The 25,143-nt window shown below is 63.8% G+C and carries 23 protein-coding genes; 11 read left to right on the top strand and 12 right to left on the bottom strand.

Translation table 11 applies throughout. The features are described from left to right. The first annotated feature begins 56 nt into the window (after positions 1–56). Together ftsZ and lpxC are read left to right on the top strand one after the other, a co-directional pair. A complete protein-coding gene (gene ftsZ, locus BM338_RS02105; RefSeq protein ID WP_090449113.1) occupies positions 57–1,244 on the top strand; it encodes a cell division protein FtsZ in 1,188 nt (395 codons plus the stop codon). Positions 1,245–1,686: 442 nt separating this feature from the next. Beyond that, positions 1,687–2,601 carry a UDP-3-O-acyl-N-acetylglucosamine deacetylase gene (lpxC, locus tag BM338_RS02100; RefSeq protein WP_090449112.1) on the top strand — a complete coding sequence of 305 codons (915 nt, stop codon included), beginning with the start codon at positions 1,687–1,689 and terminating at the stop codon, positions 2,599–2,601. 229 nt (positions 2,602–2,830) lie between these two features. Here the strand turns inward: lpxC and BM338_RS02095 are convergent, their stop codons facing one another. After that, complete coding sequence (locus tag BM338_RS02095) at positions 2,831–3,319, bottom strand: DciA family protein (RefSeq protein WP_090449111.1); 489 nt, start codon at positions 3,317–3,319, stop codon at positions 2,831–2,833. 29 nt (positions 3,320–3,348) lie between these two features. Here BM338_RS02095 and BM338_RS02090 point away from each other — a divergent pair, with 29 nt between their 5' ends. Both BM338_RS02090 and secA read left to right on the top strand, forming a co-directional pair. After that, positions 3,349–4,278: a M23 family metallopeptidase gene (locus BM338_RS02090; RefSeq protein WP_090449110.1), complete on the top strand. Its 930-nt coding sequence runs from the start codon at positions 3,349–3,351 to the stop codon at positions 4,276–4,278. 245 nt (positions 4,279–4,523) lie between these two features. Further along, a complete protein-coding gene (gene secA, locus BM338_RS02085; RefSeq protein WP_090449109.1) occupies positions 4,524–7,256 on the top strand; it encodes a preprotein translocase subunit SecA in 2,733 nt (910 codons plus the stop codon). A 74-nt stretch (positions 7,257–7,330) separates the two neighbouring features. On the opposite strand, the gene BM338_RS02080 is transcribed toward secA, so the two are convergent. From BM338_RS02080 to lptD, 6 genes are all read right to left on the bottom strand, one after another. Next, positions 7,331–8,182 (bottom strand): symmetrical bis(5'-nucleosyl)-tetraphosphatase, encoded by an 852-nt coding sequence (locus BM338_RS02080; RefSeq protein WP_090449108.1) that lies wholly within the window; start codon positions 8,180–8,182, stop codon positions 7,331–7,333. After that, positions 8,182–8,565 carry a Co2+/Mg2+ efflux protein ApaG gene (apaG, locus tag BM338_RS02075; RefSeq protein WP_090450070.1) on the bottom strand — a complete coding sequence of 128 codons (384 nt, stop codon included), beginning with the start codon at positions 8,563–8,565 and terminating at the stop codon, positions 8,182–8,184. The genes BM338_RS02080 and apaG overlap by 1 nt, the downstream gene beginning before the upstream one ends. Positions 8,566–8,631: 66 nt before the next feature. Further along, positions 8,632–9,420 (bottom strand): 16S rRNA (adenine(1518)-N(6)/adenine(1519)-N(6))-dimethyltransferase RsmA, encoded by a 789-nt coding sequence (gene rsmA, locus BM338_RS02070; protein WP_090449107.1) that lies wholly within the window; start codon positions 9,418–9,420, stop codon positions 8,632–8,634. A 27-nt stretch (positions 9,421–9,447) separates the two neighbouring features. Next, positions 9,448–10,455 carry a 4-hydroxythreonine-4-phosphate dehydrogenase PdxA gene (pdxA, locus tag BM338_RS02065; RefSeq protein WP_090449106.1) on the bottom strand — a complete coding sequence of 336 codons (1,008 nt, stop codon included), beginning with the start codon at positions 10,453–10,455 and terminating at the stop codon, positions 9,448–9,450. 8 nt (positions 10,456–10,463) lie between these two features. After that, positions 10,464–11,807, bottom strand: coding sequence for a peptidylprolyl isomerase (locus BM338_RS02060; protein WP_090449105.1), 1,344 nt, complete (start codon positions 11,805–11,807; stop codon positions 10,464–10,466). 38 nt (positions 11,808–11,845) lie between these two features. Then, positions 11,846–14,332, bottom strand: coding sequence for an LPS-assembly protein LptD (gene lptD, locus BM338_RS02055; protein WP_090449104.1), 2,487 nt, complete (start codon positions 14,330–14,332; stop codon positions 11,846–11,848). A 98-nt stretch (positions 14,333–14,430) separates the two neighbouring features. Here lptD and msrB point away from each other — a divergent pair, with 98 nt between their 5' ends. Next, complete coding sequence (gene msrB / locus BM338_RS02050; protein WP_090449103.1) at positions 14,431–14,835, top strand: peptide-methionine (R)-S-oxide reductase MsrB; 405 nt, start codon at positions 14,431–14,433, stop codon at positions 14,833–14,835. A 5-nt stretch (positions 14,836–14,840) separates the two neighbouring features. Here msrB and BM338_RS02045 read toward each other — a convergent pair whose 3' ends face one another. From BM338_RS02045 to BM338_RS02035, 3 genes are read right to left on the bottom strand one after another with little or no spacing between them, the layout of a single operon-like run. Beyond that, a complete protein-coding gene (locus tag BM338_RS02045; RefSeq protein ID WP_218156306.1) occupies positions 14,841–15,758 on the bottom strand; it encodes a histone deacetylase family protein in 918 nt (305 codons plus the stop codon). Positions 15,759–15,768: 10 nt separating this feature from the next. After that, complete coding sequence (locus tag BM338_RS02040) at positions 15,769–16,335, bottom strand: cob(I)yrinic acid a,c-diamide adenosyltransferase (protein WP_090449101.1); 567 nt, start codon at positions 16,333–16,335, stop codon at positions 15,769–15,771. 8 nt (positions 16,336–16,343) lie between these two features. Continuing rightward, positions 16,344–16,949: a hypothetical protein gene (locus BM338_RS02035; protein ID WP_090449100.1), complete on the bottom strand. Its 606-nt coding sequence runs from the start codon at positions 16,947–16,949 to the stop codon at positions 16,344–16,346. Between the two features lie 103 nt (positions 16,950–17,052). Between BM338_RS02035 and ubiH the strand changes: the two genes are divergently transcribed. Genes ubiH through BM338_RS02020 form a run of 3 tightly spaced genes read left to right on the top strand, consistent with a single transcriptional unit; the run spans position 17,053 to position 20,328 of the window. Continuing rightward, positions 17,053–18,288, top strand: a complete 1,236-nt coding sequence (ubiH, locus tag BM338_RS02030) for a 2-octaprenyl-6-methoxyphenyl hydroxylase (RefSeq protein ID WP_090449099.1) — start codon at positions 17,053–17,055, stop codon at positions 18,286–18,288. After that, positions 18,285–19,490, top strand: coding sequence for an FAD-dependent oxidoreductase (locus tag BM338_RS02025; protein ID WP_090449098.1), 1,206 nt, complete (start codon positions 18,285–18,287; stop codon positions 19,488–19,490). The genes ubiH and BM338_RS02025 overlap by 4 nt, the downstream gene beginning before the upstream one ends. A 49-nt stretch (positions 19,491–19,539) precedes the next feature. Beyond that, the gene (locus BM338_RS02020; RefSeq protein ID WP_090449097.1) at positions 19,540–20,328 is read left to right on the top strand and encodes a dienelactone hydrolase family protein; all 789 of its coding nucleotides are present in this window, start codon (positions 19,540–19,542) and stop codon (positions 20,326–20,328) included. Positions 20,329–20,372: 44 nt separating this feature from the next. On the opposite strand, the gene BM338_RS02015 is transcribed toward BM338_RS02020, so the two are convergent. Both BM338_RS02015 and BM338_RS02010 read right to left on the bottom strand, forming a co-directional pair. Beyond that, entirely contained in the window at positions 20,373–20,966 is a 594-nt protein-coding gene (locus tag BM338_RS02015) for a hypothetical protein (RefSeq protein WP_090449096.1), read from the bottom strand. 40 nt (positions 20,967–21,006) lie between these two features. Beyond that, complete coding sequence (locus BM338_RS02010; RefSeq protein ID WP_090449095.1) at positions 21,007–22,008, bottom strand: polyprenyl synthetase family protein; 1,002 nt, start codon at positions 22,006–22,008, stop codon at positions 21,007–21,009. 188 nt (positions 22,009–22,196) lie between these two features. On the opposite strand from BM338_RS02010, the gene BM338_RS02005 reads away from it, so the two are divergent. The 3 genes from BM338_RS02005 (at position 22,197) to ssb (ending at position 25,133) form a co-directional block, all read left to right on the top strand. After that, complete coding sequence (locus BM338_RS02005; protein ID WP_090450069.1) at positions 22,197–23,411, top strand: MFS transporter; 1,215 nt, start codon at positions 22,197–22,199, stop codon at positions 23,409–23,411. Between the two features lie 81 nt (positions 23,412–23,492). Beyond that, positions 23,493–24,482 (top strand): DedA family protein/thiosulfate sulfurtransferase GlpE, encoded by a 990-nt coding sequence (locus BM338_RS02000; protein WP_090449094.1) that lies wholly within the window; start codon positions 23,493–23,495, stop codon positions 24,480–24,482. Positions 24,483–24,587: 105 nt separating this feature from the next. Further along, positions 24,588–25,133 carry a single-stranded DNA-binding protein gene (gene ssb, locus BM338_RS01995; protein WP_090449093.1) on the top strand — a complete coding sequence of 182 codons (546 nt, stop codon included), beginning with the start codon at positions 24,588–24,590 and terminating at the stop codon, positions 25,131–25,133. Positions 25,134–25,143: the final 10 nt, after the last annotated feature.

Below are 25,143 nucleotides of genomic sequence, written 5' to 3'. Positions count from 1 at the left end.
ACAGGAGATGGACCGCGTGGTTACAACGACAACGAAAGCTCTACGGAGGACGGGAAATGTTTGAACTGATCGAAAAACTCGCACCAAATGCAGTGATCAAGGTCATTGGCGTCGGCGGCGGTGGTGGCAATGCCGTGGCCCACATGCTCAATGCAAACATCGAAGGCGTCGAATTCGTCGTCGCCAACACCGATGCGCAGGCCATGAAAAGTTGTGGTTCGCGCACCCACCTGCAGCTCGGCGGCAACGTCACCAAGGGTCTCGGTGCCGGCGCCAATCCGGAAGTGGGCCGCCAGGCCGCGCTGGAAGATCGTGAGCGCATTGAGGAAATGCTCGAAGGCGCCGACATGGTGTTCATCACCGCTGGCATGGGTGGTGGTACTGGTACCGGCGCCGCGCCGGTGGTGGCGCAGCTCGCCAAGGAGAAGGGCATCCTGACCGTGGCCGTGGTGACCAAGCCGTTCCCGTTCGAAGGCCGCCGCCGCATGCAGGTCGCCATGAAGGGCATCGAGGACCTGTCCCAGCACGTCGACTCGCTGATCACCGTGCCGAACGAGAAGTTGCTGTCGGTGCTTGGTCGTGAAGTCACGCTGCTCAATGCGTTCAAGGCTGCCAACGACGTGCTGCAGGGCGCCGTGCAGGGTATCGCCGACCTGATCACCGCTCCTGGCCTGATCAACGTCGACTTCGCCGACGTGCGCACGGTGATGTCCGAGATGGGCATGGCGATGATGGGTTCTGGCACCGCGCGTGGTGATGATCGCGCCCAGGCTGCCGCCGAGGCCGCCATCAACAACCCGCTGCTGGAAGACGTCAACCTCAATGGCGCCTGCGGCATCCTGGTGAACGTCACCGCCGGTCCGAACCTGACCATGCGTGAGTTCGACGAGATCGGCCGCGTGATCCACGACTTCGCCAGCGAAGACGCCACGGTAGTGATCGGCACCTCGCTCGACCCGGAAATGCAGGACGACGTGCGTGTCACCGTGGTGGCTACCGGCCTCAACCGTGCGACCACCCGTCAGGTGCAGCGCCCGGTGGTGACCCAGCAGGTGGAAATGCGCCAGCGTCCGCGTCCGGTCGTGCTGCGTACCGGTACCGGCAATGAAGTGGTGGATTACGCCCAGCCGGACGTGATCGCCACCACTACTAGCCGCAACGATACGGCCGCGCCGGCCAAGGGCTCGGATCCCAGTTTCGACTATCTGGACATCCCGGCCTTCCTGCGTCGCCAGGCCGATTGACAAAAAAATGTTCAAAAAGGAGTGAACAAACGTCAGATTGACTTGTCAGTCACACAACCCGTTGGGCGCGTACTGCAAAGTTTGCGTTCATTCCGCCCTGGTTTGACGTGGGGAAAGGGCTGACGCCAGTCTGGATTGCTCCTGGAAGAACATGACAAGACTGTGCGTCTGGGATGACGCATGACCCACCAGAACCTCGTTTTCTGGCAGGTCCGATGCCTCGCCGCCGGCTTCCCGTCCCGGTGCGAGGCATTGTGTTGTGCCTAAGGCATTGACGGAATTGAGGTATTTACCTGTTCGCGGCGCGAGTGGCTCCCATTCAAGGATGAAAGGAGAATGAAAGCGTGAACAGACTGTACGGGCCGGTTTGCTTTTTCAGTGGTTAAGACTGTGTTAGCATCCGTCCCCTGTTGGCTGCTGCCCTTTGCAGGTACCAAATAAAATGATCAAGCAGCGTACGCTTAAGAACATCATTCGTGCCACCGGCGTTGGTCTGCATACCGGCGACAAGGTGTACATGACGCTTCGACCGGCGGCGCCGAACACGGGCATCGTGTTTCGTCGCACCGATTTGAATCCTCCAGTGGAAATCGCCGCTCGCCCCGACAATGTCGGCGACACTCGTTTGTCGACCACGTTGGTCAATGGCGATGTGCGTGTGTCCACGGTGGAACATCTGCTTTCCGCGATGGCGGGCTTGGGCATCGACAATGCTTACGTCGACCTGTCCGCGCCGGAAGTACCGATCATGGACGGCAGCGCGGGTCCTTTCGTGTTCCTGCTGCAGTCCGCTGGCATCGAAGAGCAGACTGTCGCCAAGCGCTTCATTCGCATCAAGAAGCCGATCAAGGTGCAGGAAGGCGACAAGTGGGCCAGCTTCGAGCCGTTTGAAGGCTTCAAGGTGGGCTTCTCGATCGAGTTCAACCATCCGATCATCAGCAAGCGCACCTCGCGTGCCGAGATCGATTTCTCGACCACGTCCTTCGTGAAGGAAGTGAGTCGCGCGCGCACCTTCGGCTTCATGCGCGATATCGAGATGCTGCGCGAACACAACCTCGCGCTAGGCGGCTCGATGGACAACGCCGTGGTGCTCGATGACTACCGCGTGCTCAACGAAGACGGCCTCCGTTACGAGGATGAATTCGTCAAGCACAAGATCCTCGACGCGATCGGCGATCTGTACCTGCTGGGTCACAGCCTGATCGGCGCCTACTACGCGCACAAATCGGGTCACGAACTCAACAACAAGCTGCTTCGCACCCTGATGGCCGATGCTTCGGCCTGGGAAGAGGTTAGCTACCAGGACGATCCGGCCACTTCGCCGATCTCCTATGCCCATCCGGCTCAGGCCATCTGAGCCCTCAGATTTCAGTCCAAATCTGAACAAACTGAACGGCCGCGTCGAAGGACGCGGCCGTTTGTTTTGTGATACAACTCGCCTCTTCGTGTTGCCGTGCTTCACGTACTGGAGATGTCACCGTCTTTCGTACCCCTGAGGGCATGCTATAAACCCGGCACCGCCAGAATGCGTCGGTGTGGTAAGGGCGCGCGGCGGCAGCACGATCTGCAAATACAGGGGGAGCGGTTCAAGATCGGCCGCCCCGGTTGTTCCGGGAATCAGATGTTTCGGCGATGGACGCCAGCTCGAGGAACAGACGCCGCATTTCGGGGTCTGAAATCGAGATTGCTGCGGCCTTCAAATGGTCTGCGGCAGCGGGCGAAAGCGGTTTCGACCGATCCGGTGCGGTATCGACCGGCGGAGGGGGGGCCACTTTCACGGTTACATATCCGGCGCGCACGCCAATGGCGTGTGCGGCAGCGAGGATTTGCGCCTGCATCAGGCGAAGTCTCGAAGCCAGCGCCGGCGAAGGAGCCAGGAAAACGAGACGGCCGTCGTGCAGGTTGGCAAAACGCACCTGTTCGCGGAGTGGTGACGGCAACGTCTGGCGCAGTGCGCGATCAAGCGCTTCCAGCTCACGGGCCTTACGGGCAAGTGAGGCGAAGGAGCCACATTCGGTGAGGGATTTCGGTCCTGATCCGGTGCGGCGGGGAGCGTGTGGTACGTCGCGCTGCATGGGTGCCGACATCTTCGACGTGGAAAAACATGCAAATCATACTAGTCTCACGCACCAAACGGGTGCCGAAAACCTTCAATCTCGCAGATCGGCGCCTGCGCTATCGCTTGATGGGTATGGCCGCCGCCGCCGTTCTGGGGTGTGCCGGCCTGGGGGCTGCGGCGGCCCTAGCGGTAGCCAGTCCGCGTGACCAGGCGTTGTCCGAGATCCGACGTTTGCGCCAGCAGGTGTCGCAGCAGAATGGTCAACTCGGCGATGTGCGCAAGGATGCTCAGCGTGAGATCGATGCTCTGGCGATGAAGCTAGGCCAGCTGCAAGCGCAATCGACCCGTCTCAACGCTCTGGGCGAACGCCTGACCCAGGTCGGCAAGCTCGATGACGGTGAGTTCAACTTCGATGAGCAGCCCGCAGTAGGCGGTGTGGAGGACACGGGTGACAGCGCCTACGCGCTCCCCCAGGCACTGGATACCAGCATCGGCCAGCTGGCCAGCCGTTTCGATAGCCAGCAGGCGCAACTCTCAGCGCTGCAGAGTCTGCTGCTCGATGCCAAGATCGAGTCCAATCTCAAGCCCACCGGGATGCCGGTGCAGGGCTACATCTCCTCTTATTTCGGCGGCCGTCCCGACCCGTTCAGTGGTCATGCTGCGCGCCATACCGGCCTCGATATTTCCGCGCCCACTGGCACCCCAGTGCAGGCAGTGGCCGAGGGCATGGTCACGTTTGCCGGCGTCCGCAGCGGCTACGGTGACGTGATCGAGATCGATCACGGCAACGGGTATATGACCCGTTATGCCCATAACAGCGAGTTGATCGTGCGTCCTGGTCAGCGTGTGCACGTGGGCGACGTGATCGCCAAGGCTGGCTCCACCGGTCGTTCGACTGGTTCGCACGTGCATTTCGAGGTCTGGTACAAGGGCAACGTCGTCAATCCGCTGGCGTACGTGCGCAACCACCGCTGAAACCCTGGGCCCTTTCCGGCCCGGCCTCTTGAAACTCTTTCCCGGCGCCGCCAGTCAGATGAGCCGGGAACGATGACGGGGTGCCTCCGCAAGAGGCTGCGGGATATCTAGCCTGATTCCGATTGGGACGGGCGCGAGCCCGGCCTTGGTTTGGGATCGCCGACCGACCCTAGTATCATCAATCCTTTCGTCCCGCCCGTTTTTACGTAGGCGGGCCGCCAACGACTCCAGGATTCGGAAGATCGATGCTCAATCGCGCCCTGACCAGCCTTTTCGGTAGCCGCAACGACCGCGTGCTGCGCCAGCTTTCCAAGTCCGTTGCACGTATCAATGTGCTCGAGCCCGAGTTCGAGAAGCTGAGCGACGAAGCTCTTCGCGCCAAGACCGATGAGTTCAAGCAGCGCATCGCCGCCGGCGAATCGCTGGACAAGTTGTTGCCGGAAGCCTTCGCCACCGTGCGTGAAGGCGCCAAGCGCGTGCTCGATATGCGCCACTACGACGTGCAGATGATCGGCGGCATGGTGCTGCATTCCGGCCGTATTGCCGAAATGCGCACCGGCGAAGGCAAGACTCTGGTGGGTACGCTGCCGGTGTACCTCAATGCGCTGGAAGGCAAGGGCGTGCACGTCGTTACCGTGAACGACTACCTAGCCCGCCGCGATTCGGCGCAGATGGGCAAGCTGTATAACTTCCTCGGTCTTTCGGTGGGTGTGGTGTGGCCGGGCATGGACCATGCCGACAAAGGCGCGGCTTACGCTGCCGACATCACCTACGGCACCAATAACGAATTCGGTTTCGACTATCTGCGCGACAACATGGCGTCGAGCAAGGATCAGCGCTACCAGCGCGGCCTGAATTACGCCATCGTCGACGAAGTCGACTCCATCCTGATCGACGAGGCTCGCACCCCGCTGATTATTTCCGGTCCGGCCGAGGATTCCCCGCAGCTGTACATTGCGGTGAACAAGATCGTGCCGAAGATGATCCGGCAGGAGAAGGAAGACGGCACCGGTGATTACTGGGTCGACGAGAAGCAGAAGCAGGTGCATCTGTCTGAAGAGGGCATGTCGCACGCTGACGAGCTTCTGCGCCAGGCCGGGGTGATCGACGCCGACAGCGGCCTGTATGACTCCAAGAACCTCGCAGTCGTGCATCACCTCAACGCCGCGCTGCGCGCCAACGCGATCTATCACCGCGACGTTGATTACATCGTGCGCGATGGCGAGGTGGTGATCGTTGACGAGTTCACCGGCCGTACCCTGCCGGGCCGCCGCTGGTCGGATGGCCTGCATCAAGCGGTGGAAGCGAAGGAAGGCGTGCCGATCCAGCGCGAGAACCAGACGCTGGCGACGATCACCTTCCAGAACCTGTTCCGCATGTACAAGAAGCTGGCCGGCATGACCGGTACAGCGGACACGGAAGCCTACGAATTCCAGCAGATCTACGGCCTGGAAGTGGTGGTGATCCCCACTCACAAGCCGATGATCCGCCAGGACAACCCGGACATGGTTTTCCTTGGTCAGCAGGCCAAGTACGAAGCTGTGATCGAGGACATCCAGGATTGCCACAAGCGCAAACAGCCGGTGCTGGTGGGCACTACCTCCATCGAGGTGTCGGAGCTGCTGTCCAGCCTGCTCAACAAGGCCAAGATCCCCCATGAGGTGTTGAACGCGAAGCAGCATGAGCGCGAGGCACACATCGTGGCTCAGGCTGGTGCGCCGGGTTCGGTGACGATCGCCACCAACATGGCCGGCCGCGGCACGGACATCGTGCTCGGCGGCAGCCTGGAAGCCGCGCTTGCCACGCTGCCGGAAGATGCCAGCGACGCCGACAAGGCGCGCGCGAAGACCGAATGGAAGAAGCGGCACGAGCAGGTGCTGGAAGCTGGTGGCCTGCATATCGTCGGCACCGAGCGCCACGAATCCCGCCGTATCGATAACCAGCTGCGTGGCCGTTCCGGCCGCCAGGGCGATCCGGGTTCGTCGCGCTTCTACCTGTCGCTGGAAGACAACTTGCTGCGTATCTTCGCCGGCGACTGGGTCGGCCGCTGGATGCGCATGTTCGGCATGAAGGAAAACGAGGCGCTGGAAGACCGCATGGTCAGCCGCCAGATCGAGAAGGCGCAGCGCAAGGTCGAACAGCACAACTTCGACATCCGTAAGCACCTGCTCGAGTTCGATGACGTCGCCAACGATCAGCGCAAGGTGATCTACAGGCAGCGCGATGAATTGCTGGAAGTGGATGATGTCTCCGACACCATCACCGATATTCGCGACGACGTGGTTAGTGATGTGGTGCAGCGCCATGTGCCGGCCGACAGCATCGACGAGCAGTGGGACATCGCCGGACTCGATCGCGAGCTGGAGAGCGAGTTTGGTTTGTCGCTCGACCTGAAGCATTGGGTGGAGCAGCAGCACGAGATTGATGCGGGCATGATCCGCGATCACGTGCGCGAGGCTGTCGAGCACCTGTTCAAGTCGAAGGAAGAGCAGATCGGGGCCGATACCATGCGCCAGCTCGAGAAGCACATCATGCTCAGCGTGGTGGATAACGCCTGGAAAGAGCACCTGGCCAGCATGGATTACTTGCGCCAGGGCATCTACCTGCGCGGCTATGCGCAGAAGCAGCCCAAGCAGGAGTTCAAGCGCGAGTCGTACGAGCTGTTCTCCAGCATGCTAGAGCGCATCAAGACTGAAGTCGTGCAGATGTTGGCGCGCATCCGTATTCGTAGCGAGGATGAAGTCGCTGCGATGGAAGCGGAGCAGCAGCGTATGGCCGAGCGTCTGTCGCGCCAGATGCAAGCCACGGGCGGTGGTGCGCCGGTCGGTGCGCTCAATGCGGATCCGGAGGCCATCGCAGCAGGCAGCCTCGCCGTCGCGCCTGCGGCGACGCAGGATGGCCCCAAGGTCGGCCGCAACGATCCATGTCCCTGCGGCTCAGGCAAGAAGTACAAGCATTGCCACGGTCAGCTGAGCTGATTGTTGCCGGCAGTGCGATAAAAAAGGGCGGCCTGAGGGCCGCCCTTTTTGTTTTCCGTTCTTCCGCGGGAAAGTCAGTCGCCGCCACCCGGTATGCGCTGCCGATAAGGCTCGGCATCCACCGCGATGTACTGCGGCTCTTCGCTATCCAGGCGAAGCGCGGTGAGTTGACCACCCCATACACAGCCGGTATCGATGGCGTAGATGCCCAGGCCGCTGAAGCGGCCCAGTGCCGACCAATGTCCGCAGACAATACGTGTCTCTCGCCGGCGCATGCCGGGCACTTCAAACCATGGATACATGCCAGGTTTCTGGGTGCCAGGTATGCCCTTGCTTTCGAAATCGATGCGTCCGTGGATGTCGCAATAGCGCATGCGCGTCAGCGTATTGATCGAGGCGCGCAGGCGCTCAATACCTTGCAGTCGGCTCGACCACGCCGCCGGCCGGTTGCCGAACAGATTCTTGAGAATGCGCGCATGACGCGGACCAGATAGCTCACGTTCCACTTCCACCGCAGAACGCTGAGCCTGGCGCAGCGTCCACGACGGTGCCATGCCAGCGTGTACCATGGTCCAGCCAAGCTGCTCGTCATGATGCAGCAGTTTCTGCGAACGCAGCCATTCGAACAGCACCGGCGCGTCGTCGGCGAACAGCACTTCGCGCAACTCCGGATTGACCTTGGACTGCGCTTCAGGGCGACGCTGCGCAATGGCCAGCAGACTCAGATCGTGGTTGCCCAGCGTCACCACCACCTGCTCGCGCAGGCTGTGGATCAGGCGCAGGGTTTCCAGCGACTGGCCGCCGCGGTTGACCAGGTCACCGCAAAACCACAGACGATCCGTGGACGGATCGAAGCGCAGCTTGTCGAGCAGGCGTTGCAGCTCGGGGTGGCATCCCTGCACATCGCCGATGGCGTACGTAGCCATCAGTGCAAGGTACGCGGAATAGACAGGGTGAACGGCGGGATCGTGGCCTCGAAGCGGGTACCGTCGTCGGCCAGCATGTCGTAGCTGCCCTGCATGGTGCCCACCGCCGTTTCCAGCACCGCGCCGGAGGTGTATTCGTAGTCGTCGCCGGGGCGCATCCACGGCTGCTCGCCGACCACGCCATCGCCACGCACTTCTTCCACCTTGCCGTTGGCGTCGGTGATTACCCAGTGCCGTGACATCAGGCGCGCCGGCACATCGCCGTCATTGCGCAGCGTGATGGTGTAGGCGAAGACGTAGCGATTGTCACCGGGCTTGGACTGGTCGGGGACGAAGCGTGTTTCGACCTGCACATCGATCGTGTAGGAGGCTTTCTCAGTCATGGCGGGATTGTAAAGCCTGCCGTTGCGCAATGGGGCAAGCCTGCCCGCCGGCGGCTGAACCTCGACTCAGCTGTTGGGTAGCACCTTGGCCAGCCGTACAAAATCTTCAGGAGCAAGCGTCTCCGCCCGCGCCTTGGGATCGACGTCGGCAGTCTTGATGGCATCGCTATCCATCAGTTGGCGCAGTGCATTGCCGAGGGTCTTGCGACGCTGCGCAAAGGCGGCCTTCACCACCGCGTGAACACGCGCGGGATCGGCATCGTGCCGCTGCTCCGGCAGTAACGGGATCAAGCGCACCACAGCCGAATCCACCTTCGGCGGCGGACGGAACGCGCCCGGCGGCACCGTGAACAGCGGCTCCACACGACAGGCCAACTGCAACATGACAGACAGACGTCCATACACCTTGCTGCCTGGCTCGGCGGCCATGCGGTCCACCACTTCTTTCTGCAGCATGAAATGCATGTCCTGGATGGCCGCGGCGTGTTCCACGCAATGAAACAGGATTGGGCTGGAGATGTAGTAAGGCAGGTTGCCGGCGATGCGCAGACGCTCCACGCCATGTCGATGGGCGAGGGCTGTGAAGTCCACTTTCAATACATCCGAATGGATGATGCTCAGCTCACCCACGCTGGCGGCGCGCGCGATGAGGTCGGGAATCAGGTCGGTGTCCAGCTCGATGGCCGTGAGCTTGCCCGCCGCGGCGAGCAGGGGAAGGGTGAGCGCTCCTTCGCCTGGACCGATTTCCACCACAAAGTCATCCGGCTTGGGCGACACGGCACTCACGATGCGCTCGATATAGCGCTTCTCGTGCAGGAAATGCTGGCCGAAGCTTTTTTTGGGGCGGGCGTTCATGGAATTCCTGAAAAGAAGGCCGCGGGCTTAAGCCCGCGACACAGATGCATTGCGGCGGGCCACCAGCTCTAGCGCCATGCGTGCGGCTGCGATGAGGCTGGACGGATCGGCGCGGCCGCTGCCGGCCAGATCCAGTGCCGTCCCATGGTCCACAGAGGTGCGGATAAAAGGCAGGCCAAGAGTCAAGTTGACGGTGCGATCGAAGGCTTCGCTCTTGAGCACTGGCAACGCCTGATCGTGATACATCGCGACTACGGCGTCGTAGCGTTCGCGCTGGGCGGGGACGAATGCCGTGTCAGCCGGCAGCGGGCCGATCAACTGAAAACCGCCAGCGCGAAGTATTTCCAGCGCAGGAATCATCACGTCGATTTCCTCGCGCCCGAGGTGGCCATCTTCGCCGGCATGCGGGTTGAGCCCGAGCACCGCGATACGCGGCTCCGCGTAACCGAACTTGTCGCGCAGCTCGGCATGCACGATGCGCAGCGTGCGCATCAGTGCTTCGGCGGTGATCGCCGCAGGAACCGCCGAAAGCGGCAAGTGCGTAGTGGCTAGAGCGACGCGCAGTTCCGGACTGGCCAGCATCATCACTACATCGCTACGGCTGCGCTCAGCAAAGAATTCCGTGTGCCCGCTGAAGCGGATGCCGCTGTCGTTGATCGAGGACTTCTGCAGCGGTGCCGTGACTACTGCTTGATAGCGCCCGCTCATGCAGCCGTCCGCGGCTTCCGCCAACGTCGTCAGCACATGGCGCGCGTTGTCTGGATCCGGGCGACCGGGTTGTTCCAGCGCGGCCAGCGGCACCTGCTGTACGCGCAATGTGCCAGGACGGCGTTCAGTGATTGCGCCGCCATCATCATCGATCAGTTCTACAGTGGTTCCGCAGCGCTCTGCTGCGCGCTCCAGCAATGCACGATCGGTGATCGCAACGAAATTGGCCGCCAGCGAAGTGGCGGCCAATCGGATCAGCAGTTCGGGGCCGATACCCGCTGGCTCGCCAGCGGTGACGGCGAGCCGAGGTAGCGCGCCTGCGTTCAAGGCATCCCTCAGGAGGACTTGCCCTGCGGGTTGGGGTCGCGCAGATCCGGCACCAGGATGTTGACGTAGGCGCCGGAGCGCATCTCGCGCAGGTAGTCTTCGTAAGCCTGTTCCGCCTTGCGGTTGCCAATGATCTGGCGTGCCTGGTCCTTGGCTGTCTGGTCGGTAAGGTCGCTCTGGCGCTCACCCAGGCGCTGCAGGATGTGCCAGCCGGCTTCGCTCTGGAACGGCTGCGACACCTGGTCGTCCTTCAGCTGGGTGATCTGCTGGCCGATGATCGAACCCCAGGCCTGCTGTGGGAACCAGCCCATATCGCCGCCGAGGTTGGCGGTGGTGTTGTCCTTGGAGTTGTCCTTCGCCAGTTTGGCGAAGTCCTCGTGCTTGTTGACGATGCGGCTGTACAGCTCCTGCGCCTTCTGCTGGGCCTGCTCCGGCGTCATCAGCTCGCTCGGCTTGATCAGGATCTGGCGGGCGTGGAACTCCGGCACCATCTGGCGGCTCGGCGCGCGCTGCTCGATCAGCTTGAGAATATGGAAGCCGGTCGGACCACGCAGGGCAGGGCTGATATCGCCCGGCTTCATGCCGGAGACGGCGTCGGCGAAGGCCGGGGGCACTTCGTCCATGCGGCGCCAGCCGAGGTCGCCGCCTTCCAGTGCGTCCTGCGCATCGGAGAAGCGGATCGCCGCGGCGTGGAAATCCATGCCGCCCTTGGCGGCTGCGATGGCCTCTTCGGCCTTGCGCTGCGCTGCCTGGATATCGGTAGCACCCGCGCCGGACGGCAGGCTGATCTGGATATGCGCCAGATGGATCTCGCCGGCCTTATAGGTCGGGCTGGCCAGCAGATTGTTGATCTCGCTGTCGGTCACGTTCACCGAGTCGCGCACCACACTCTCATGCAAGCGCTGGGCAATCAGCTGCTCGGCCAGCTGCTGGCGGAACGCGGCGAAGCTGGAACCTTCCTGCTCCACGGCGGCGCGCAGCTGCTCTGGCGACATCTTGTTCTGCTGCGCCACGGCGGCCACGGCCTGGTCGATATCGGCATCGGAGACGCGGATGCCCTGATCGTTGGCGCGCTGCACCTGCAGCTTCATCAGTACCAGGCGGTCCAGCACCTGACGCTGCAGCACGTCCATCGGCGGCAACTGGCCGGGCTGGCTGGCGTACTGCTGCTGCACTGAGCGTACGGCTTCATTGAGCTCGCTCTGCAGGATCACGCCATCGTCCACCACCGCCACGATGCGGTCGAGCGGCTGCTTGCCTGAAGCGGCGGCCTGCGGCAGCAACTGGGCATGGGCGGGAAGGGCGGTCGCGGTCGCGACCGCGAGCAAGAACAACGCGAGAGGCTGCTTCATTCGGAGAGGGCCTTCAATCGCCTCTGGCGACCGGAAAGTTATTGATAGCCAAGGATACCACGGCGCAGGAAGCCTTCCGTTTGGCCGTTGAACGCGCCCAGGCCCTTGAATTGCAGCTCGAACATGATGGCGTTGTTGGTATCGGCACGGTTGGTGGTGAAGTTGTAGTTGCGTACGTAATGGCGGCCGACCAGGCGTACAGCCACGCAGCAACTGTCGTATTCAATGCCGGCCAGCGCCTCTACGGTGGTCTTCTGCAGCACCGAATAGGTCCAGCGCCCCAAAATGCGCCACCGGTCGGAAATGGGGTAGACCACGGAAGCGTCGTATTGTTCCAACAGTCCGCGACGGTAGCGGTAGGAGAAGTTGAGGATGCCGTCCGTACCAATGCGGCGCTGCAACTCCACCGCGGCCAGGTCTGTGCTGCGGCCGGTGAAATAGGGTTTGCCGGTGATGTCGTAGCCACCCAGCATGCGGCTGTGGGGATTCCACTGGTACTGCGAATTCACACGCCACTGGTCGTTGAGCTGCACGCTCAGTTGGGCGACGTAGTCCGAGCCGGACCAGTCGGTCGGTGCGGCGGTTGTGTTGTTGCTGCCGGGCAACTGCACCCGCTGCTGGCTGAAGTAGCGGATCTGGCCAACGCTGGCCGAAACCCGTTCCACACCGTTGTCGTCGAGCAGGCGGGTGGTGACGGCGGCCGTCAGGTTATTCGCGTTCATCTGGCGGTCCGCACCGGAGTACTGGTTCGGCGAGAACAGCTGCCAGTAATCGAACGACATCAGGTTGGTGTCGAACAGCGGCAGGTTGCTCTGGTTGCGGTACGGCACGTACAGGTAGTACACACGCGGTTCCAGGGTCTGCGTGTAGCTGTTGCCGAAAAGCGAGGTATTGCGGTCGAAGATCAGTCCGCTGTCCAGGCTCACGATCGGCAGCGAGCGGCTGGGCGAGCTCTGTGTGAACGGAGTAGGTGCGCCCGGGCTATTCGGATTGGCCGGATTGAGGAAGCCGTAATAGCCGTAGCGCTCGTAGCCGCTGCTGAGCTCATAGCCCGTGTAGCGATAAGCCACCTTGGGCCGCACGAACCACGACGCGCCTCGGAAATCCGCCATCAGATAGGGATATAGGTCGAGGCGGTTGCCTTCCACCACTTCGCTTTTGCGGAACGCCACTGCTTCGGTATTTGCACCGAATTCCAGCCACTTCTGCAGCGGGATATTCAGATTGAGCGTGGCGCGCGGCCAGCGTCTGTACTGCACAGACGTGTCGGGCAGGTTCGGATCGACGTTCTGATAGATGTCGGCGCCGAACGAGGCATTCCACCATTTGCCGCCGCCATTCACATAGGCGCTGGACGCCAGTGTGCCGATCGCTGCGGTATACAGGTCATTGCCGAAATCGCGCAGATAGTTGCGGTCTGACGCGCGGTTAATGCTGGTGTTGAACGACCATGGCCCATACAGGTGCGAGTTGTCGATGAACTTCACCAGGTAGCGATTGGTGCCCTTGGTGTTCTCCACACTGTCCGGATCGCTCTTGCCCTGGTCGTTGGGCAGATATTCGATGTTCAACTGGCCGCTGGAGCCCGGGATCAGGTTCAGATAGCGGAACTCGCCCGCCAGCATCGCGCCGCGTTCGGTATAGATGCGCGGATCGAGGGTGGCGTCGTAGTTCGGCGCCAGATTCAGGTAGTACGGCGCACTGACCCAGAAGCCCGAACGGCTGGAGGTGCCGAAGGACGGATAGAGGAAGCCGCTCTTGCGCCGGTTGTCCACCGGGAAGGTGAAGTAAGGCAGATACAGAAACGGGACGTTGGCGAAGCGCATCGTTGCGCCGTGCGCCGTACCCACGCCGCTCTCCTTGTCGATGCGAAGATCCTTCGAGCGCACTTCCCACAAATGATGGCCGACGTCGCAGGTGGAGTAGGTGACCTGCTTGTAGTGCGTGCGCTGGGCATCCAGCATCTGGCCTTGCCTGGCCACGCCGTTGCCGCGCGATTCCAGCATCTGATAACGCACATCGTCAGCGATGCCGGTGCTGGCATCGGTGTTGCCGCGCATGTGATCGGCGGACATCAGCTGGCCCGCTTCCTGGTAGCGCACGTTGCCGCGCGCATCGTAATCGGTGGTGTCGCTGTTGTAGTCGGCGGTGTCCGACTGCATGCGCTGGTCGGCGCGCTCCAGCTTCACGCGGCCCTGCAGGTGATACACCGTCTGGTCCGAGCTATCCACCTGCTCGGCGTAGACCTCGGTATTCGCGGTGTCGCGCAGCGTGCTGTCCTTGCTCATGGTCGGGTCGTAGAACTCGAGCATGGCGTTGGGGCGGCACATCGTGAAATTGTCTGGCCGCGGCGCGCAGCGGAACGAACCCAGCGGGCAGGTTGGCGTGGCATTGGCCGCGGGCTTGGTGTCCTCTTCGGGCGAGGTCGACTGGGCTTCGGCCTGGCCGCCGATCAGGGCGAGGGCTGCAGCTACCGCCAGGAGGCGGCGCGGGGGCAGGTGGCGCAAGGTCGGCTTGGGCGTCACGATGGCAGTCTTGTTGGTCCAGAAGGGTCGTTAAGCTAGCAGAAAGACCCCATATCCGGGCAGGTAAAGACTTCTCTCCCTAAGCGTGAGGATTCAGCATGAACGACCCCAAGCTGGGCAAGACCGACGCCGAGTGGCGCGCCGAACTCACTCCGGAGCAGTACGCCGTGTGCCGTTGCTCGGCCACCGAGCCGCCTTTCAGCGGCAAGTGGTACCGGCACAAGGACGCCGGAACGTACGTTTGTGCGGCCTGCCACGCCAAGTTGTTCGCCTCTGAAGCCAAGTACGACTCCGGCTCCGGGTGGCCAAGCTACTTCCAGCCGCTGGTCCGCGACGCGGTCAGCGTGCATTCGGACGACAGCCATGGCATGAGCCGCACGGAAGTGCGGTGCACGGAATGCGGCTCCCACCTCGGGCACGTGTTTCCGGATGGCCCCAAGCCGACCGGCCTGCGCTACTGCATCAATTCGGTGGCGCTGGATTTCGTGCCGGCCGGGAAGTAATCAGGTCAAAGCATCAGCTCGCCGACATGCGCGCTGGCGCTGGCGGCCAGGGCCTGCAGGTCGTAGCCGCCCTCCAGGCTGGAAACCAGCCGTCCGCCGGCATGGGTATGGGCCAGGTCGACCAGGCGGCTGGTGACCCAGGCGTAGTCCTCGGTGCCCAGCCGCAGGTCGGCCAGCGGATCGTTGCGATGGGCATCGAAACCAGCAGACACCAGCACCAGCTGCGGCTTGAACGCATGCAGGCGAGGCAGCAGGGCGCCTTCCCACAGCTCGCGGAACTCGTACGAGCCATCGCCGGGCGACATCGGGGCATTGACCACGTTGCCCACGCCCCGCTCGTCCTCGCGCCCGGTTTCGGGATACAGCGGCGATTGATGGCTCGAAATGAACAGCACGCGCGGCTCGCGTTCGAAGATGTCCTGCGTGCCGTTGCCGTGGTGCACATCGAAATCGGCGATGGCCACGCGCTTGAGCCCATGTTCGGCCAGTGCATGCGCCGCCGCGACCGCGATGTTATTGAACAGGCAGAACCCCATCGCCTGGTCCGGCGTGGCGTGATGCCCCGGCGGGCGAACCGCGCAGAAAGCATGCCCGCCGCGCGGCCCCATCACCGCATCCACCGCAGCCACTGCCGCACCGGCGGCGCGCAGGGCAGCCTCGGCCGAAGCGGGAGACATCAGAGTGTCCTCATCCAGCCTCACCGTGCCGCTAGTGGGCACGGTGCCGAGGATGCGGTCGACATAAGCGGCGTCGTGTACGCGCAGCAATTGTTCGCGGGTAACGCGCGGTGCCTCGACGCGATCTATCGCCGCAAAACGGTCCTGATCCAGCGCCTGCAACACCGCGCGCAGACGCGCCGGCGACTCGGCATGACCCGGGCCCGGATCATGTTCGAGACAACTGGGATGGGTATACAGCCGCAGCATGCGGCGCTCAGGCTTGCGGCTTGCGGCGGCGTTCGTGCTGCCACAGGACCTCGCCATGGCCGCTGGCACGGGCCAGCACGCGCGAGATCACAAACAGCAGATCAGACAGGCGATTGAGATAGCGTTGCGCCTGCGGCCGCACTTCTTCCACACGGCCCAGCGCAATCACCTCGCGCTCGGCGCGGCGGCACACCGTGCGTGCCAGGTGGCAGCAGGAGGCGGCCATGCCACCACCCGGCAGGATGAAATCCTTCAGCGGCGGCAGCGGATCGTTGAAGCCGTCCAACACCTGCTCGAGCCGATCGATATCGGCGTCCTCGACCATCGCCATGCCGGGAATGCACAGCTCGCCGCCCAGGTCGAACAGATCGTGCTGCACCTGGGTCAGCACTTCGCGCACGGCTTCGCCCACACCATCGGCGGCGAGCACCATACCGATGGTGCTGTTGAGCTCGTCGACGGTGCCGTAGGCGGAAACGCGCAGCGAATCCTTGGCGACGCGCGAGCCGTCGCCGAGGCCGGTGCTGCCGTCGTCGCCGGTGCGCGTATAGATCTTCGAAAGACGATTACCCACGCGTTATCTCAGCGCGACAACTTGGACGAGTCGGCGTCGTTCAACGTGCGCCCCAGCTGCACAACCAGTGCATGCACCACCAAACCCAGCGCGACATACAGCGCCATCGTCTGCAGGAAGAACAGGTACCAGTCACCCAGGTTCGAGAGCCACGCGGCGACGCTGCGCGGCTGCGGCACGCTGCTGCTCAGCCAGTAGAAGCTGCCGTTGGAAATCACGTAGCACGCGGCAAAGCTGGCCAGCACCGCCACGGCGGCGAGACCCAGGCCGCGCAGGTTCAGACCGGCCTTCTGGCGAGCCATCCAGCTGCCGCCCATCCACAGGCTGAAATACGACGGCACCAGGAACCAGTAGGCCGCCGACACGCAGTAGTGATCCCAGAAATTGATGCCCTGGTTGCTGATCACCAGATAGTCGACCAGCACCGCCTCGGCCATCAGCAGCGGGAACGCCCAGCGCACCGAGCCGCGCAGCCAGAAGCCCGCGAGGAAGAAGATGCCCCAGGAGGCGTCCCACACGTCGTGATGGAACAGCGAGAGATGCACGCGGGTGGCGGCCATCACCAGGGCGAGGGCCAGGAAAATGCCCAGGCGCTGGGTTTGCGTCGTAGCCATGACTTGCTCCAAATATGTTGCGCAAAGTGCAGATTGCAAGTCTATCCCAACTGGGCGCGACCCTGATGAGGGCGGGCGCCCACAGCGCGTATCATGCGGCCCCATGACTACCCCACCCACCTCCGCTGGAGTACCCGCCCGGCAGCCGGTTCTCATCGTTGGCGGCGGCCTGGTCGGCGCCAGCCTCGCCATCGCGCTCGACGCTGCAGGCATTGAGGCCGTGATGGTCGAAGCGGCTGCACCGCGCGTCGATGCCCAGCCGAGTTACGACGAACGCAACCTGGCCCTGGCCCGCGCCACGGTGAACGGTCTCGATGCCATCGGCATCTGGCGCCATGCCGCCGCACTGGCCACGCCGATCCGGCACATCCATGTCAGCCGCGCCGGCGATTTCGGCAGCGCCCGTATGGATGCCGCCCGCGAAGGTGTCGATGCGCTCGGCTGGACCCTGCCAGCTCGCGAGTTGGGCGCGGCGCTACTGCGCCGCCTCGACGAGTGCCGGCATTTGAAGCGTCTGGCCCCAGCCAAGCTGGAAGCGCTGGAGCCGCTCGCCGATGGCTGGCGCGCACAGATCCGCACCGCCGAAGGCACGCAGGCCGTCGATGCCTCACTGCTGGTCGGTGCAGACGGCACGGCTTCGTATGTGCGCGAACAACTGGGCATCGAAGCCGAGACCCACGATTACCATCGGACCTTGTTCGTCTGCACCGTGACCCCCGAACGCGATCATGCCCACCGTGCCTACGAGCGATTCGCCGACAACGGCCCCGTCGCCATGCTTCCGCTGGCGGAGCGTCGCTGTGGTCTGGTCGTGACGGTACCGACGGAAGAGGGCGACGCCGTCGCTGCGATGGACGACGAACAATTCATCGCCTGGGCACAGCAGCGCTTCGGTTGGCGTCTCGGCCGTCTTGGTCGTCCAGGCAAGCGCCATCCCTATGCGATCAAGCGCGTCGCCGCGCAGCGCCTGATCGGCCCGCGTGCCGTGCTGGTCGGCAATGCCGCACAGACCGTGCACCCGATCGGCGCCCAGGGTTTCAACCTCGGCCTGCGCGATGCACTGACCCTGGCCGAGCTGGTGGCCAGTGCGGAAGACCCCGGCGCAGCCGACTTGCTCGAACGCTACGCCGCGCGTCGCGCGCCGGATCGCGAAGGCACCATGACGATGAGCCACGGCCTCGTCCAATTGGCTTGCCTGCCGCAGCCGTTATTGGGGCCGCTGCGCTCGCTCGCCCTGCTTGCCTGCGATCGCGTGCCGCCGCTGCAACGCCTGCTGGCGAAGCGCGGCATGGGCTTCCGCGGCGACCCGCCGCGCGCCGTATTGGAGCGTTTGCCATGAGCACGCCGTCCACGGTTCGCAACCGGCGCGGCCCTGCGCTCGATGTCGCCGTCGTCGGCGGTGGCATGGTTGGCGCCGCCGCCGCGCTCGCGCTGGCCAAGGCCGGTTTCGCCACCACACTGCTGGAAGCGCGAGAGCCGTCACCCTGGTCCGTCACTGACGAAGTCGATCTGCGCGTCGTCGGTCTGGCCCCATCTTCCATCGCCTTGCTCGATGATCTTGGCGTCTGGACGTCCATCCGCGATTCCCGCGCCGGCCCTTATGCCCATATGCATGTGTGGGATGCCGAGAACGGCGCAGCCATCCATTTCGATGCGGCCGACGAAGGACGCGAGCTGCTCGGCTACATCGTCGAGAACAATCTGGTGCAGTGGCGCTTGTGGCAGGCACTCGAGGCCGCCGGTGTGCGCCGGCTTTGCCCGGCCGATGTGCGCGGTTTCGAAGCGCAGGAAGATCGCATCCAGCTCGAACTGGCCGATGGCGATCTGCTTGCCGCGAAGCTGCTGGTGGCCGCGGACGGCGCCGGCTCCCCGCTGCGCAAGCTGGCCGGCATCGAGACGCGCGGCCGCGATTACGAGCAGCGCGCCGTGGTGGCGCATGTCACTACCGAGCGCGCCCACGAAGGCACCGCCTGGCAACGCTTCATCGCCACCGGTCCGCTGGCGTTGTTGCCGCTCGCTGATGGCCGCAGTTCCATCGTGTGGTCGCTGCCGGACGAGGAGGCGAGACGCGTGCTCGCGCTCGACGATCAAGCCTTCCTCGCTGAGCTGGGTGTCGCCAGCGATTTCCGTCTCGGCCGCATCACTGCCACCACGCCACGCGCGGCTTTTCCGTTGCGCTTGAAATTGGCCGAAAGCTATCAAGCCGAACGCTTTGTGCTGCTCGGCGATGCCGCGCATGCGGTGCATCCGCTGGCCGGGCAGGGCGTGAATCTCGGCTTGCGCGACGTTACCGAGCTGCGCGACACCTTGGTCGCCGCGCGCGATGCCGGGCGCGATATCGCCGCCGAACATGTCTTGCGCCGCTACGCGCGTCGTCGCCGCAGTGCGGACACGCTCGATGCGATGAGCTTCGACACGCTGGCACGCATTTACAGCTGGCAGTCCGCGCCGCTGGTCGCCGCGCGCGGCCTCGGCGTGCGCCTGCTCAATCGCCTGTCACCCATCAAGCGCCGTCTGGCGGAGCACGCCGCCGGACTCTGAGCCGGGCACACCAGAACCATTTCAGTCACAACAACGTAAGGGGTGGATCATGCGTATCGCACAACTTGCTTGCCTGCTGTTGCTCTCCGGCGCCGCCTTCACCGCGCAGGCGAAGATGGTGCATAAACCGGTGGAATGGACCCTGGACGGCACGCGCTTCCATAGCGTGCTGGTCTACGACGACGCGGTGACCGCGAAGCGTCCCGGTCTGGTGATGGTGCCCAACTGGTACGGCGTCAGCGACACCGCGCTGACCAAGGCTGAAGGCATCGCCGGCAAGGACTACGTCATCCTGGTCACCGACATGTACGGCGAAAAAATCCGCCCGGCCAGCGACGATCAGGCCATGGCCGCGGTCAAGCCGCTCTACGCCGACCGTGCCCTCATGCGCAAACGCATCAGCCTCGCGCTGGATCAACTCAAGGCGCAGACCAAGACTGCACCGATCGACGTCAGCAAGCTCGCGGCCATCGGCTTCTGCTTCGGGGGCTCTGCTGTATTGGATCTCGCCCGCAGCGGCGCCGACGTCGCGGCCGTAGTGTCCTTCCACGGTGCTCTGCAAACCGATAATCCCGAACTGGCCAAGCAGATCAAAGCGCGCGTGCTGGTGATGAACGGCGCCGACGACAAAGGCACCATGCCCGATGCTGACAAGTTCATGGACGAGATGCGCGGCAGCAAGGCCGACTGGGAATTCGTCGTGCTAGGCAACGCGGTGCATTGCTTCACCGAAACCGACCAGCATAAGGAAGGCTGCGCTTATGACGAGCGTGCAGCCAAGCGTAGCTATCGGTTGATGAATGACTGGTTGCACGGAGCCTTCAGCGGTACCCCGTGACGAGTGTGGCCCCAGTCGTCCTGTGGACGGCCGGGGCCACCGCTTCAGGCGATCTGCGCCAGGCGAGCCTTCTGGCAAAGCGGATAGCTCGCCATGAAGTCGGCAACCAATCCACGCATCTGCTCGAACGACGGGCCATACAGATACAGCGCTGTCTCGGTCGGCCCCTGCCACCAGCTCTGGATGACGCCGGCTTCGCCCAGGAGCTCGACGAAGGTGCTGTACACCGCGTTTGAATCGCAGTTCGCATAGACCTCGTCGGGCAGGTCAGTGCCGTTGAGATAGATCGCCAGGCCCTCGTTGCGACCAATCGGTATCTCGCGCTTGCCTTCATCGAGCATCAGCTTCGAGCCTTTGGGAGCGCCCAGATTGTTCAGGGTGCTTGCAAGTAGTGCGAGTTTGTCTTCACCGATGTCCGTCAGGTTGATCTCAACATCGCAATGGTCGATCTCGCCATGCTCAGTCAGCATGGTGCCCCCGCCGTCGACTTCGCCTAGTTTGTGTTCGCGTAGGAACGCATCCAGCGGATCCTCGTATATCTCGCCGCGGTGGATCGGTTGCACGCGGGCATTCAGCTGCGCGGTGACGTGACCACTCCGCGTGGGTGCCTTGGCGAAGGAGAGCAATTTGCCGAGCATCGTACGTCCTTGTCGTCGACGGCAGGTGGGCTGCCTGGAGCTAGAATTTGCGTTCCACCGAGTAATCGGCCAGCGCCGCGAGGGCGTCTCGGTGGGCGGACGGCGGCAGTACCTTCAACGCAGTGCGCGCAGCATCAGCATGCATCACGGCTCGCTCGTGCGTACGCTCCAGCGCACCCGAATCACGGATCGCCGCAATGATCCGATCCAGCGAATCCAGCCCGCCATGCTCAATCGCATGCCGCAGCGACTGCGCCTGCTCGGCGCTAGCGTTTTGCAGCGCGTAGATCAGCGGCAGGGTCGGTTTGCCTTCGGCGAGGTCATCACCGATGTTCTTGCCCAGAGTATCGGCATCGCTCACATAGTCGAGCAGGTCGTCGGCAATCTGGAAGGCGTAGCCCAGTTCCATGCCGTAGCGGCGCAGCGCGGTGACCTGATCCTGCGGCAACCCACCGAGGATGCCGCCCAGCTCGGTGGCGGCGGCGAACAGCACTGCCGTCTTGCGTTCGATTACGGCGAGATAAGCGGCTTCGTTGACATCGGCATTGCCGATATTCAGCAGCTGCAACACTTCGCCCTCGGCGATGGTGTTGGTGGTGTCGGCGAGGATGCGCATGATGCGCATGTCATCCAGTTCCACCATTAGCTGAAACGAGCGGGAGTAGAGGAAGTCGCCCACCAGCACGCTGGCAGCGTTGCCCCATAGCGCATTGGCGGTCTTGCGGCCGCGGCGCAGATCTGACTCGTCCACTACGTCGTCGTGCAGCAAGGTGGAGGTGTGGATGAACTCGATCACCGCCGCCAGTTTGATGTGTTGCTCGCCCTGATAACCCGCCGCGCCCGCAGCCAGCACATGCAGCATCGGGCGCAGGCGTTTGCCGCCGCTGGCGATGATGTGGTCGGCGATCTGGTTGATCAGCACCACGTCGGAGGAGAGGCGCTGGCGGATCAGGCCGTCCACCCGCTGCATGTCGGCAGCAGCCAGTGCGCGCACGGCGTTGAAGTCGGTGGGGCGGATGGCGGCGGCAGGCATCGTGGTCATGGGGGTGTCGCGGCTTCGTAGCGACCGATTATAGGGGCAGCGCGATGTCGTTTTCCCGCACCGGCGCTTTCGGCGCCGGCCGCGACGCGTGGCCGCAGGGCCGGAGCATGGGCGATCCGTATAATCGAAAGCGTGCCGCGCACCGCAGCGGCGCGTCTGGCCGCTTCCTTCCCACAAGTGATTCCCCGGTGAGCAAACTCTCCCGCCTCGAACTGCGCAGCGCGCTGACCCTGGCCTGTGTGATCAGCCTGCGCCTGTTTGGGCTGTTCCTGATCATGCCGGTGTTTTCGCTGTATGCGCAGCAGATGCCGGACGCGACCCCGCTGATGATCGGGCTGGCGCTGGGCGTCTACGGCCTGGGCCAGGTGCTGCTGCAGATCCCGCTGGGGCTACTGTCCGACCGCATCGGCCGCAAGCCGGCGATCACCCTCGGCTTGCTGGTATTCGCGTTCGGCGGGCTGGTTGCCGCGCTGTCGCACTCGCTGGCCGGCATCGTCATCGGCCGCGCGCTACAGGGCATGGGCGCAGTAGCCGGTGCCGGCACCGCGCTGGCGGCGGACCTCACCGCGGAGGAAAACCGCGGCAAGGTGATGGGCATCATCGGCATCTCTATTGGCGTGGCCTTTTTGCTGGCCCTGATCCTGGGGCCGCCGCTGGAGGCGTGGCACGGTCTGTCCGGACTGTTCGGCGCTACCTCGATCCTGGCCCTGGCTTCGCTGTTGTTGCTGTGGCTGATCGTACCCACGCCAGCCAGGCGCAAGGCTCCGGCCGCGGCCTCGTTCGGCCACGTGTTGGCGATGCTGCGCGACGGCCGCATGCTGGTGTTGAACGGCTCGGTGTTTTTCCTGCATGCCTTGCTTACCGCCAGCTTCGTCGGGCTGCCGCTGCTGTTGGCGGACAAACTGCACCTGCCGGTGAACCGCCACTGGGAGTTGTATCTGCCGGTGATGACCATCGCGGCTTTCGTGATGGGCGCCTGCATGCATCGCATGCGCGAGGTGGCGCAAAGCCTGCGCATCGTGGCGATCTGCGTGGTCGCCATCGGCCTGTCGCTGCTCGGCTTTGCATTCTCCGGCGAACACATCGCCGTGTTGGGCGCGATGGCGGCCGTGTTCTTTTCCGCCTTCAATCTGCTCGAAGCCGCTTTGCCCAGCTTGGTCTCCCGGCTGGCGCCGGCCGCCCTGCGCGGCGCGGCGATGGGCGCCTATTCCACCAGCCAGTTCATGGGTGCCTTCATCGGAGGCGCCATCGGCGGTATCGCGCTGGGCAAGCTGGGCACGGGCGGCGTTTTTGTGTGCGCGGCGGCGCTGACCCTGGTGTGGCTGCCACTGGTTCTGGCGGGCGCCCGGCGCATGGCGGTGACGCACGTCACGGCCCATGTGACGGCCGAAGCAACTTCATAAAAAGCGTTTGCAAACCCCCGGGTCCGACCCAATCATGAGCCTCCTAGACGGTGCGGCGCCGGATGCCGGGGTTACGTTCCGATGGCTCATGAAATCATTGCTCTGCTGGCCCAATACGGGCTGATCCTGGTCTTCCTTAATGTGCTGGTGGAGCAGGCCGGCGCGCCGGTGCCGGCCGTGCCCACGTTGGTGGTGGCCGGCGCGCTCGCCGCGAACGGCCAGTTGCCGCTGGTCGGCGTGCTTGGGGTGGCCCTGCTGGCCTGCCTGATCAGCGACCTGGCTTGGTATTGGGCGGGCCGCCGCTTCGGCTCCGGCGTCATGCGCACCATCTGCCGCGTCTCGCTGTCGCCCGATTCCTGCGTCAAGCAATCCGAGCTGCATTTCCAGCGCTGGCGCGGGCAAGTGCTGCTGGTGGCGAAGTTCGTGCCCGGGCTGTCCACCGTGGCGCCTCCGCTGGTGGGCGCGCTGGGCCTGCGTCCGGCGGCCTTCCTGTGGCTGGATGGCCTCGGCTCGCTGCTGTGGTTGGGCGTGGCTGTGGGTCTTGGCTACGTGCTGGCGCCGGAAATCGACAAGGTGCTCGCCGCCCTCGGCAACGCCGGCACCATTGCGCTTGAACTGGTCGGCAGCCTGCTGGCGCTCTACATCCTGGCCAAATGGTGGCAGCGCCGCCGCTTGCTGGTATCGCTGCGCATGGCGCGGATTACCGTGGACGAGCTGGCCCAGGCGATCGAGAAAGAGCCGCTCCCAGTGCTGGTGGATGTGCGCTCGCAGGCGGCACGCATGGTGGATACACGCATCATCCCCGGCGCACTGCTGTCCGATCTCGGCAGCATCGACCTCACCTTGCAGGGTGTGCCGCTCGAGGCCGAGCTGATCATCTACTGCAACTGCCCCAACGAAGCCTCGGCCGCGATGGCCGCCAAGCGCCTGATGGAGCAGGGCTACCGCCGCGTGCGGCCATTGCTTGGTGGGCTGGATGCGTGGGAAGCCGCGGGCTACACCATTCACCGCCTGGCCCCGGTAGACACCGACACTCTGGGCGGCAACCTGCCCACGCAAAACGCGGCCTGAGAGCCCCCTGCGTTTGGGAGGGTCGGCCGGTATGATAGCCAGCCACCAACAACCCCAGCCGTAATTACCCCTCACGTACGGCCGGCAACCACGGGAAACACATTCATGGCACGCGGCATCAACAAAGTCATTATCGTCGGCAACCTCGGCGCAGACCCGGAAACCCGCTACACCGGCAGCGGCACCGCGATCACCAACCTGCGCATCGCCACCTCCGAGCAGTGGACCGACAAGCAGACCGGCGAAAAGCAGGACCGCACCGAGTGGCATCGCGTGGTGCTGTTCGGCAAGCTCGGCGAAATCGCCGGCGAATATCTGAAGAAGGGCCGTCAGGTCTACATCGAAGGCTCGCTGCGCACCAGCAAGTACACCGACAAGGATGGCGTCGAGCGCTACACCACCGACATCATCGGCAATGAAATGCAGATGCTCGGCGGTGGCGAAGGCGGCGGTTCGGGTGGCGGTGGTGGCAGTGGCTATCAGCGCGCGCAGGGCGGCGGTCAGCGCCAGGGCAGCAGTGGCGGCCAGCAGCGCAGCGGTGGCGATTACGGCAACCAGCGCGGCGGCAACGACTACGGCAACAACCAGCGTCAGTCCACTCCGCCGCCGGTTGAGAGCAGCAGCTTCGACGATGACGATATTCCGTTCTGAGCCGAAGCCT

Source organism: Dyella sp. OK004, assembly GCF_900114495.1.
GTDB lineage: Bacteria > Pseudomonadota > Gammaproteobacteria > Xanthomonadales > Rhodanobacteraceae > Dyella_D.
Note: the sequence above shows the minus strand (reverse complement) of the source record. Positions and strands in the feature narration are given on the sequence as shown.

Excerpts from the sequence above, each read along its gene's own strand:
- ftsZ (WP_090449113.1), top strand. The coding sequence starts at position 57 with ATGTTTGAACTGATCGAAAAACTCGCACCAAATGCAGTGATCAAGGTC.
- lpxC (WP_090449112.1), top strand. The coding sequence starts at position 1,687 with ATGATCAAGCAGCGTACGCTTAAGAACATCATTCGTGCCACCGGCGTT.
- BM338_RS02095 (WP_090449111.1), bottom strand. The coding sequence starts at position 3,319 with ATGCAGCGCGACGTACCACACGCTCCCCGCCGCACCGGATCAGGACCG.
- BM338_RS02090 (WP_090449110.1), top strand. The coding sequence starts at position 3,349 with ATGCAAATCATACTAGTCTCACGCACCAAACGGGTGCCGAAAACCTTC.
- secA (WP_090449109.1), top strand. The coding sequence starts at position 4,524 with ATGCTCAATCGCGCCCTGACCAGCCTTTTCGGTAGCCGCAACGACCGC.
- BM338_RS02080 (WP_090449108.1), bottom strand. The coding sequence starts at position 8,182 with ATGGCTACGTACGCCATCGGCGATGTGCAGGGATGCCACCCCGAGCTG.
- apaG (WP_090450070.1), bottom strand. The coding sequence starts at position 8,565 with ATGACTGAGAAAGCCTCCTACACGATCGATGTGCAGGTCGAAACACGC.
- rsmA (WP_090449107.1), bottom strand. The coding sequence starts at position 9,420 with ATGAACGCCCGCCCCAAAAAAAGCTTCGGCCAGCATTTCCTGCACGAG.
- BM338_RS02060 (WP_090449105.1), bottom strand. The coding sequence starts at position 11,807 with ATGAAGCAGCCTCTCGCGTTGTTCTTGCTCGCGGTCGCGACCGCGACC.
- msrB (WP_090449103.1), top strand. The coding sequence starts at position 14,431 with ATGAACGACCCCAAGCTGGGCAAGACCGACGCCGAGTGGCGCGCCGAA.
- BM338_RS02035 (WP_090449100.1), bottom strand. The coding sequence starts at position 16,949 with ATGGCTACGACGCAAACCCAGCGCCTGGGCATTTTCCTGGCCCTCGCC.
- ubiH (WP_090449099.1), top strand. The coding sequence starts at position 17,053 with ATGACTACCCCACCCACCTCCGCTGGAGTACCCGCCCGGCAGCCGGTT.
- BM338_RS02025 (WP_090449098.1), top strand. The coding sequence starts at position 18,285 with ATGAGCACGCCGTCCACGGTTCGCAACCGGCGCGGCCCTGCGCTCGAT.
- BM338_RS02020 (WP_090449097.1), top strand. The coding sequence starts at position 19,540 with ATGCGTATCGCACAACTTGCTTGCCTGCTGTTGCTCTCCGGCGCCGCC.
- BM338_RS02015 (WP_090449096.1), bottom strand. The coding sequence starts at position 20,966 with ATGCTCGGCAAATTGCTCTCCTTCGCCAAGGCACCCACGCGGAGTGGT.
- BM338_RS02010 (WP_090449095.1), bottom strand. The coding sequence starts at position 22,008 with ATGACCACGATGCCTGCCGCCGCCATCCGCCCCACCGACTTCAACGCC.
- BM338_RS02000 (WP_090449094.1), top strand. The coding sequence starts at position 23,493 with ATGGCTCATGAAATCATTGCTCTGCTGGCCCAATACGGGCTGATCCTG.
- ssb (WP_090449093.1), top strand. The coding sequence starts at position 24,588 with ATGGCACGCGGCATCAACAAAGTCATTATCGTCGGCAACCTCGGCGCA.